The organism is Bartonella sp. AC329YNZD (genome assembly GCF_042196685.1).
Lineage (GTDB): Bacteria > Pseudomonadota > Alphaproteobacteria > Rhizobiales > Rhizobiaceae > Bartonella.
Window position 1 is genome coordinate 25,237 of sequence record NZ_JBHIQS010000017.1, and the last position, 6,202, is coordinate 31,438.

A 6,202-nucleotide genomic window follows, 5' to 3' on the forward strand; every position below is an offset into this window, starting at 1 on the left:
CATGCGATGGCATGGGTTGCTTAATAAAATGATTCAAGACGTGCGCAACACTTTTGGGCAACCCGTCATCTACACGCGAAAGGATAATCAACAATCGTTTCAAATTACAGCGATTTACACCATTAAACATTCGGAATCGGACGCCGGTGGCAGAATCTCTACCACAATTGCAAGAAAGGAACTTGATGTTTGTATTAATGATATCGGGGGAATACCACCAAAACCTCAAGATAGTATTGTGATCATCTCTCCTGAAAATAACAAAGCCCCCTCTTCTCAAGAGCACTTCGTGGTCACAGATGTCCAAGCCTCTGAATCCGATATGTATAAGCTTATCTTGCGGGAGCTAAAACAATGAAACATCTTTGTCTTGTGTGTTTAAAAGTCAATAAGGCTGCCCAAGAGATCGGATTACTGCTGTAAATCTTGGACTTGAAAAGGCGGTGAATTGGTAATTCCATGGTACGCCAGTACGGCGACTAATTTGGCATCCTTGATATGTTATCGTTACTGATGCAATTCGTGTCCAAGTAGTTCGTTCATTCCTTTTAGAGCTTTCAAATACAATGGCTTGATCTGTTACCAAAAGACGTCCAAAAAGTGTGGTCTTTTTATTAATATCAAAGGAAACGCGTTCTTGAACACCCAACAATTTTTCATTGCGTGCTAAACGATAATCGTATTCACTTGCATCAAGTTCTTGAAACATTTCACATGCTTCAGAAAAACTAGTTATTTCAATATCTGGTAGCAACATTGCAACTTGTTCTTCAAAAAGCTTTACTTTTTTATTTTCAAAATGGACAGCGATCCCCAAAAGTAAAACAATAATAATGGCGACTAATAACCATGGTGAAATACTTATTATTGCTACTATACTCCCAATCAATAGAGCACAAAACAGAAAAATCTTGATCCCCTTTTCCAATCGTTCGTTTTTAAGTGCTGGAGACGTTTTATTAATGACTGAAAAATCAGAAGAAGAGTGTGCATGAGAAGGCGACACTGAAACCTGTTCTGGAATCTTCTTTTCAAAACGTTTTTTGCGTTTGTATCGCCAATAAGCAAAAATAGACAATGCAAAAAATGCAAAGCAGATTAACCAAAACCATCCCCAAAAGCCTAGGCCATCATTTTCATCTGATTTATTGTCTTGAATGGGTGCGATTTTCTTATCAGTATTCTCAACTGGTGCCTGAGCCATGCTTTCATCTTGAGTAGCAACATCTATTGACGGAGTCGAAGAGAGGGTAACAACTTCATTATTATGTACAACTTGATCTGGTTTGTCTTTCTGTACAGCAACACCTACTATTGGAGCACCGACAAATAATAGAGCGCCAACACAAAGAGTCTTTAACCCCATTTTGCGCCATTTTTTTCTACATACGAAAACGATCCCAGTGATAATAATTGGTAAAGATAACAACCATACAATAATCGCAATTGTATCAAGTACGTCGCGCATTATTTCCCCTCCGCTATAAATAAAAAAAGAGGAAATTTAAAGTGAGTCTATAAATAAAGTAAAGATGTGCCTATATAATTTAGAAAAATGTAATATTATCTATTGACATCATCATAAGGATATGAATAATCGAATCAGGTGCCTAAGAAACACCGTAGGAAATACCAAGCGGACGAACTACCGATATAGTTTATTCTCCGCACATTAAAGGCTTTGACTCATTGTATGTTACATGCATATAATGATTTTGTCGGGTGTGGTTACGCTATACAATACCCTTTGGGAAAAGCATAACGACGGACTTGGTACCGTGTTTCTTAGCACCCGGCACTCTCTTAGAGTGTCATTAAGAAACCTCTATTACCAAGGAGTTCATCATGAACACTCTTATAGAAATTAAAAGAAGCACTGCTAATAGTGCTATCCCTCAAACTATGTCTAGTCGTGAAATTGCTAATTTGTGTAAAAAGCAGCACGCACATATTATGCGTGATATCAAGAAGATGCTTGAAGAACTTAACGGCTCCAAATTTGGATTGGTTGATTTTATCGGTACTTACGTTGATGCAAAAGGTGAAAGCCGCCCTTGTTATAACTTACCTAAGCGTGAATGTTTAATTCTTGTTTCGGGTTACAGCACTGCTTTACGAGCAAAGATTATTGACCGCTGGCAAGAATTGGAAAGACAAGTAACAACACCACAAGTTGACTACTCTAAACCCGAGGCATTACTTGGTGTCTTGAACCATTTACAAAGTCAAATTGAGCAGAAAGATCATGTTATTGCAGAATTAGCACCAAAAGCAGAGGCACTTGAGGGTCTAAAACGTTCTGATGGTCTGTTTGGTTTGATAGAAGCAGCAAAGATGTTAGAAGTGCGACCAAAGGATTTAACCGATTATTTGCGTAAACATGATTGGGTGTATCGTCGTGCTCCAGGGGCGCCTCTGTTACCTTATCAGGATAAAATCAAGAAAGGCTTTATGGATTGCCCTGCTATCACTATTCAAAGACCGGATGGTACAGAAAAGGTGCTGCCTTCAACGAAAATCACATCTAGAGGATTGGCATGTTTGAGAGAACAAATCCATGGAGGTGTACAATGAATACCAGTGTCGACTTCTTATGTAATTTGTGGATGGCATTATCTCAATTTTCTAGACATGAGAATATGAGCGATAAAGATTGTACTGCTCTGGTTGACACTATGAGTGTAATAGAAAAGGTTTTGATTTTAAAACTTCAGAATGAGGTTCCAAGTATGCTTAAAATCTTAACAGTTCTAACAGATTTTGGAGCTTCAGAACTGCCGCATAGCATGGATTCTTTGTTGAAAGCTTACGAACCAAATTTAGAGAACCCTATTAAAAAGGTTGCTTAAGTAAAATATATGCCCCTCCCCGTTCTCAAAATGGGGAGGTGGTTAAGTTCTACATTCAAACTTATTAATTTTGGCAAATTCATCTGCTTTTTCTGCTTGTAAAATATGAACATCATAAGCAGCTTGCATATTAAGCCAGAACTCAGCTGTAGTATCAAAAAAAGAAGCCAATCTGAGAGCCGTATCAGGAGTTATTGGACTATTTTCCGCAACAATACGTTCTATCCTCGTGCGTGGAACATTCAATGCTTTTGCAAGAGCATAAGCAGAGAGAGCATATTCTTTTAAATATTCCTCCCGTAAAATTTCTCCAGGATGTATTGCAATATAATTTTTCATCTCGACCTCCTATAGATCAATGATAATCTATAATTTCAACTTCATAGGCGCCATTAATACGCCATTCAAAACAAAGACGAAACTGGTTATTAATACGAATAGAATATTGACCTTTACGCTCTCCTTTCAATGCTTCTAAATGATTTCCTGGAGGACTGCGCAAATCTTTAAGATCAACTGCTTTATCGAGCATAAACAATTTTCTTTGTGCTATGCGTACCAATGTCGCAGGAAAACCTTTAGGCGTCTTGCCTTCTAAAAGATCTTTACACCGCTTATCCGCAAAAGATTCAATCACCAAATCACCTCTATTCATTCTTTTACGTATCATAACATGATACCAGTTTTAAGAAAAGGATAAATATTGAATGACAGAAACATTTATGCATCCCCGCGAGACGATAAGAGAAACATTTGTTGCGTTGATTAAAGCAGCAAAGACGGTGGCAGGTGACAATGTTTTCAATATGCGTGACTTCAATTTATTTATTGAAACAATGCCGGCCATTAATATCTCAACGCAAAGTGAAACCATTGAGGATGGACATGATTTTGGTTTAAGACGGCGTGTTTTAACAGTAGATGTTGAATGCTATGCAACATGTGAAGAGGGTGCACGCTTTGTTGACCAATTAGCATGGGAAGTTGAAGAGATTTTCCATGCCAACCCCAATCTTAACAATACCGTTGAGACATGCCGCCTGCAAAATATTGCTTTTGCCTTTGGTGATAATGGCGCCCTAGCGCTCCATGGTGCGATTTTAACCTTTGAAGCCATTTATGTGACAAATATCCCCAACATGGATGAAGAAGAAGGCAGTATAACAGCAAAAATCGTTGAACCTTTCTTAAGTTTTGAACCAGAAACAGGCGTGAGAAATAAAGATAAATACCATAAAATTGAAGGTGGACATGTTAGAGCGGCGCGATAAGGAGATCACCGATTTAAAGAGACGCGTAGCCAATATGGTTGTGGTGGGGAAAATTAGCCATGTCGACCATAAAAACGCACGCTATCGAGTAAAAACTGGAGGTCTTATCAGTGACTGGATTCCAGACACACAAGCCCGCGCCGGTAAAACACGCTCTTATGAAGGGCGCGATGTTGGAGAGCAAGTGATTGTTGTTTCATCATCAGGGGATTTATCGCAAGGAATGATTGTGGGTTCCATTCATACAGATGCTAATCAAGCAGCCGATAAGGGCAGCATTCACCGAACGATATACCCTGATGGAACCAGCCTTGAATATGATGATGAACAAAACACCTATGCCCTCAATATAAAATCGGGTGGAAAATTTATCCTAACAATCTCTGATGGCGTATCACTCAAAGGAGATGCTGGTAAGTTAGAGCTTAGCGCACCGGAGGGCATAAAAATCACTTCAGAACGTGACTTTAGTTTAAAGGCAAAGGGCAACATTTCTGTAAAAGCAGACGGGAACATTTCACTCCATTCGCAAGATAGTGTTTCTCTTCATTCAAGTAGCTTAAAGCATAACGGCACCAATGTAGGAGCAACCCATGTTCATGGAGGTGTTTACCCTGGTGGTTCGATGACAGGAGGACCAAATTGAACAGTGGAATGGACCGCACAACAGGCAAACCATTGGTTGGCATAGAGCATTTGCGGCAATCGATTATTGATATCTTATCAACACGCATTGGCACACGGGTGATGCGACGTGATTATGGTTCACGCGTTGCAGAACTCATTGATGCGCCAGTGAATAATGCTTTTGCCGTTGCCCTTTATGCCGCCGTTGCTGAGGCTTTAGACAAATGGGAACCACGTTTTAAAGTGAAAAAAATCGATTTTAAAAGGGGTGAGAATGGACACGTTTCTTTATCCTTTGAAGGCATTTATTTGCCATCGGGCAAGCCCATTACCATGGAAGGATTACTGATAAAATGAGTAAAGCGCTTGCAAAACCGGAAATTATTACAGAACTTTCTTTCGAGGAAATCCGCGCTGCGGCTCTTGCTCATTTAAAAAAACTTTTACCCGAATATACATTTTTGGAAAGTGATCCAGCCGTAAAAGTTATAGAGGCTTTTAGCTATCGAGAACTGCTTTTAAGACAGCGGATTAACGAAGCGGCACGCAATAACATTCTTGATTTTGCAATCGGTGAATCTCTTGATGCCTTGGGAAACTGGCATGGTATTGCCCGCATGGAGGGTGAAAGTGACGAGAGATATCGTGAACGCATACAGCTTCATGCCCGTGGTGGCAATGGTAGCGGGACAGAACCCTATTACAAGCTTATCGCCTTAACAGCCGATAGTCGAGTGAAAGATGCCATTATCTATCGTAAAGGCAAAGACCCAACCATCTATGTTGCTCTTTTTGGTAATAATGAAGAAGGAACAGCCTCTGAAGATCTCTTACAAACAGTTTCACAAGCTCTTCACAGAAAAAATATCATCATGACCAATGATACGATTATTGTGCATGCTGCTGTCAAAAAAGTGCTGGATTTAGAAGCAGATGTTTGGCTGTTACCGGAAACATCTTTGAAAATTCTCACGACAATGGAGGCAAATTTAAGAGCAGCATGGAGACAAGAACAAGCCATTGGTCGTGAATTAAGCCTCTCGTGGTGGGTTTCAAAACTGATGATCCCTGGTGTCCAGAAAGTGATTGCCATTACACCCACAAAGGACAGAGCAGTTTGTGACGAAGAAATCTTATCGATTGGCAAAATCACCTTAAACTTTAAAGGGCGGGCGCGCTAATGGTTGGCTCACTCCTCCCCTCACATGCAACAGAATTTGAAAAACGCCTTGCCGATGCTTGCAACTTTCATCAAGATGTTGATGGAGCTGTTTTGGGGATTTCACGTGCAAAACTGATCACACGCCCTCCCCGCTTTTTGCCATGGTTGATTGAAGAATATGGACTTGGTGAACTCACACCTTATGTTCCAAACCTCTATGATTTGATTGACCAAGGACTTGCATGGCAACGCCTGCGCGGGTCTCTTGCGGCAATAGAGATGGGGTTGAGATG

At 40.2% G+C, this 6,202-nt stretch carries 11 protein-coding genes; 8 read left to right on the forward strand and 3 right to left on the reverse strand.

Annotated features, from left to right (window positions below; translation table 11 throughout):
• The first annotated feature begins 1 nt into the window (after position 1).
• A complete protein-coding gene (locus tag ACFIMW_RS07620) occupies positions 2–358 on the forward strand; it encodes a hypothetical protein (RefSeq protein WP_375608682.1) in 357 nt (118 codons plus the stop codon).
• 27 nt (positions 359–385) lie between these two features.
• On the opposite strand, the gene ACFIMW_RS07625 is transcribed toward ACFIMW_RS07620, so the two are convergent.
• Positions 386–1,468, reverse strand: coding sequence for a hypothetical protein (locus tag ACFIMW_RS07625; RefSeq protein ID WP_375608683.1), 1,083 nt, complete (start codon positions 1,466–1,468; stop codon positions 386–388).
• 377 nt (positions 1,469–1,845) lie between these two features.
• Between ACFIMW_RS07625 and ACFIMW_RS07630 the strand changes: the two genes are divergently transcribed.
• The gene (locus ACFIMW_RS07630; protein ID WP_375608684.1) at positions 1,846–2,574 is read left to right on the forward strand and encodes a phage antirepressor KilAC domain-containing protein; all 729 of its coding nucleotides are present in this window, start codon (positions 1,846–1,848) and stop codon (positions 2,572–2,574) included.
• Complete coding sequence (locus ACFIMW_RS07635; RefSeq protein WP_375608685.1) at positions 2,571–2,849, forward strand: hypothetical protein; 279 nt, start codon at positions 2,571–2,573, stop codon at positions 2,847–2,849. The genes ACFIMW_RS07630 and ACFIMW_RS07635 overlap by 4 nt, the downstream gene beginning before the upstream one ends.
• 42 nt (positions 2,850–2,891) lie before the next feature.
• Here the strand turns inward: ACFIMW_RS07635 and ACFIMW_RS07640 are convergent, their stop codons facing one another.
• Both ACFIMW_RS07640 and ACFIMW_RS07645 read right to left on the reverse strand, forming a co-directional pair.
• Positions 2,892–3,188, reverse strand: a complete 297-nt coding sequence (locus tag ACFIMW_RS07640) for a HigA family addiction module antitoxin (protein ID WP_100129256.1) — start codon at positions 3,186–3,188, stop codon at positions 2,892–2,894.
• 16 nt (positions 3,189–3,204) lie between these two features.
• The gene (locus tag ACFIMW_RS07645) at positions 3,205–3,519 is read right to left on the reverse strand and encodes a type II toxin-antitoxin system RelE/ParE family toxin (protein ID WP_375608686.1); all 315 of its coding nucleotides are present in this window, start codon (positions 3,517–3,519) and stop codon (positions 3,205–3,207) included.
• 52 nt (positions 3,520–3,571) lie between these two features.
• Here ACFIMW_RS07645 and ACFIMW_RS07650 point away from each other — a divergent pair, with 52 nt between their 5' ends.
• The 5 genes from ACFIMW_RS07650 to ACFIMW_RS07670 form a co-directional block, all read left to right on the forward strand.
• The gene (locus tag ACFIMW_RS07650) at positions 3,572–4,120 is read left to right on the forward strand and encodes a hypothetical protein (RefSeq protein ID WP_375608691.1); all 549 of its coding nucleotides are present in this window, start codon (positions 3,572–3,574) and stop codon (positions 4,118–4,120) included.
• Complete coding sequence (locus tag ACFIMW_RS07655) at positions 4,101–4,766, forward strand: phage baseplate assembly protein V (protein ID WP_375608687.1); 666 nt, start codon at positions 4,101–4,103, stop codon at positions 4,764–4,766. The genes ACFIMW_RS07650 and ACFIMW_RS07655 overlap by 20 nt, the downstream gene beginning before the upstream one ends.
• Positions 4,763–5,104, forward strand: a complete 342-nt coding sequence (locus tag ACFIMW_RS07660; RefSeq protein ID WP_375608688.1) for a GPW/gp25 family protein — start codon at positions 4,763–4,765, stop codon at positions 5,102–5,104. The genes ACFIMW_RS07655 and ACFIMW_RS07660 overlap by 4 nt, the downstream gene beginning before the upstream one ends.
• Positions 5,101–5,928, forward strand: coding sequence for a baseplate J/gp47 family protein (locus ACFIMW_RS07665; RefSeq protein WP_375608689.1), 828 nt, complete (start codon positions 5,101–5,103; stop codon positions 5,926–5,928). The genes ACFIMW_RS07660 and ACFIMW_RS07665 overlap by 4 nt, the downstream gene beginning before the upstream one ends.
• Positions 5,928–6,202 (forward strand): phage tail protein (locus tag ACFIMW_RS07670; protein ID WP_375608690.1); only part of this gene is annotated, 275 nt, incomplete at its 3' end. The genes ACFIMW_RS07665 and ACFIMW_RS07670, both read left to right, overlap by 1 nt.

Excerpts from the sequence above, each read along its gene's own strand:
- ACFIMW_RS07635 (WP_375608685.1), top strand. The coding sequence starts at position 2,571 with ATGAATACCAGTGTCGACTTCTTATGTAATTTGTGGATGGCATTATCT.
- ACFIMW_RS07655 (WP_375608687.1), top strand. The coding sequence starts at position 4,101 with ATGTTAGAGCGGCGCGATAAGGAGATCACCGATTTAAAGAGACGCGTA.
- ACFIMW_RS07665 (WP_375608689.1), top strand. The coding sequence starts at position 5,101 with ATGAGTAAAGCGCTTGCAAAACCGGAAATTATTACAGAACTTTCTTTC.
- ACFIMW_RS07645 (WP_375608686.1), bottom strand. The coding sequence starts at position 3,519 with ATGATACGTAAAAGAATGAATAGAGGTGATTTGGTGATTGAATCTTTT.
- ACFIMW_RS07640 (WP_100129256.1), bottom strand. The coding sequence starts at position 3,188 with ATGAAAAATTATATTGCAATACATCCTGGAGAAATTTTACGGGAGGAA.
- ACFIMW_RS07625 (WP_375608683.1), bottom strand. The coding sequence starts at position 1,468 with ATGCGCGACGTACTTGATACAATTGCGATTATTGTATGGTTGTTATCT.
- ACFIMW_RS07620 (WP_375608682.1), top strand. The coding sequence starts at position 2 with ATGCGATGGCATGGGTTGCTTAATAAAATGATTCAAGACGTGCGCAAC.
- ACFIMW_RS07650 (WP_375608691.1), top strand. The coding sequence starts at position 3,572 with ATGCATCCCCGCGAGACGATAAGAGAAACATTTGTTGCGTTGATTAAA.
- ACFIMW_RS07630 (WP_375608684.1), top strand. The coding sequence starts at position 1,846 with ATGAACACTCTTATAGAAATTAAAAGAAGCACTGCTAATAGTGCTATC.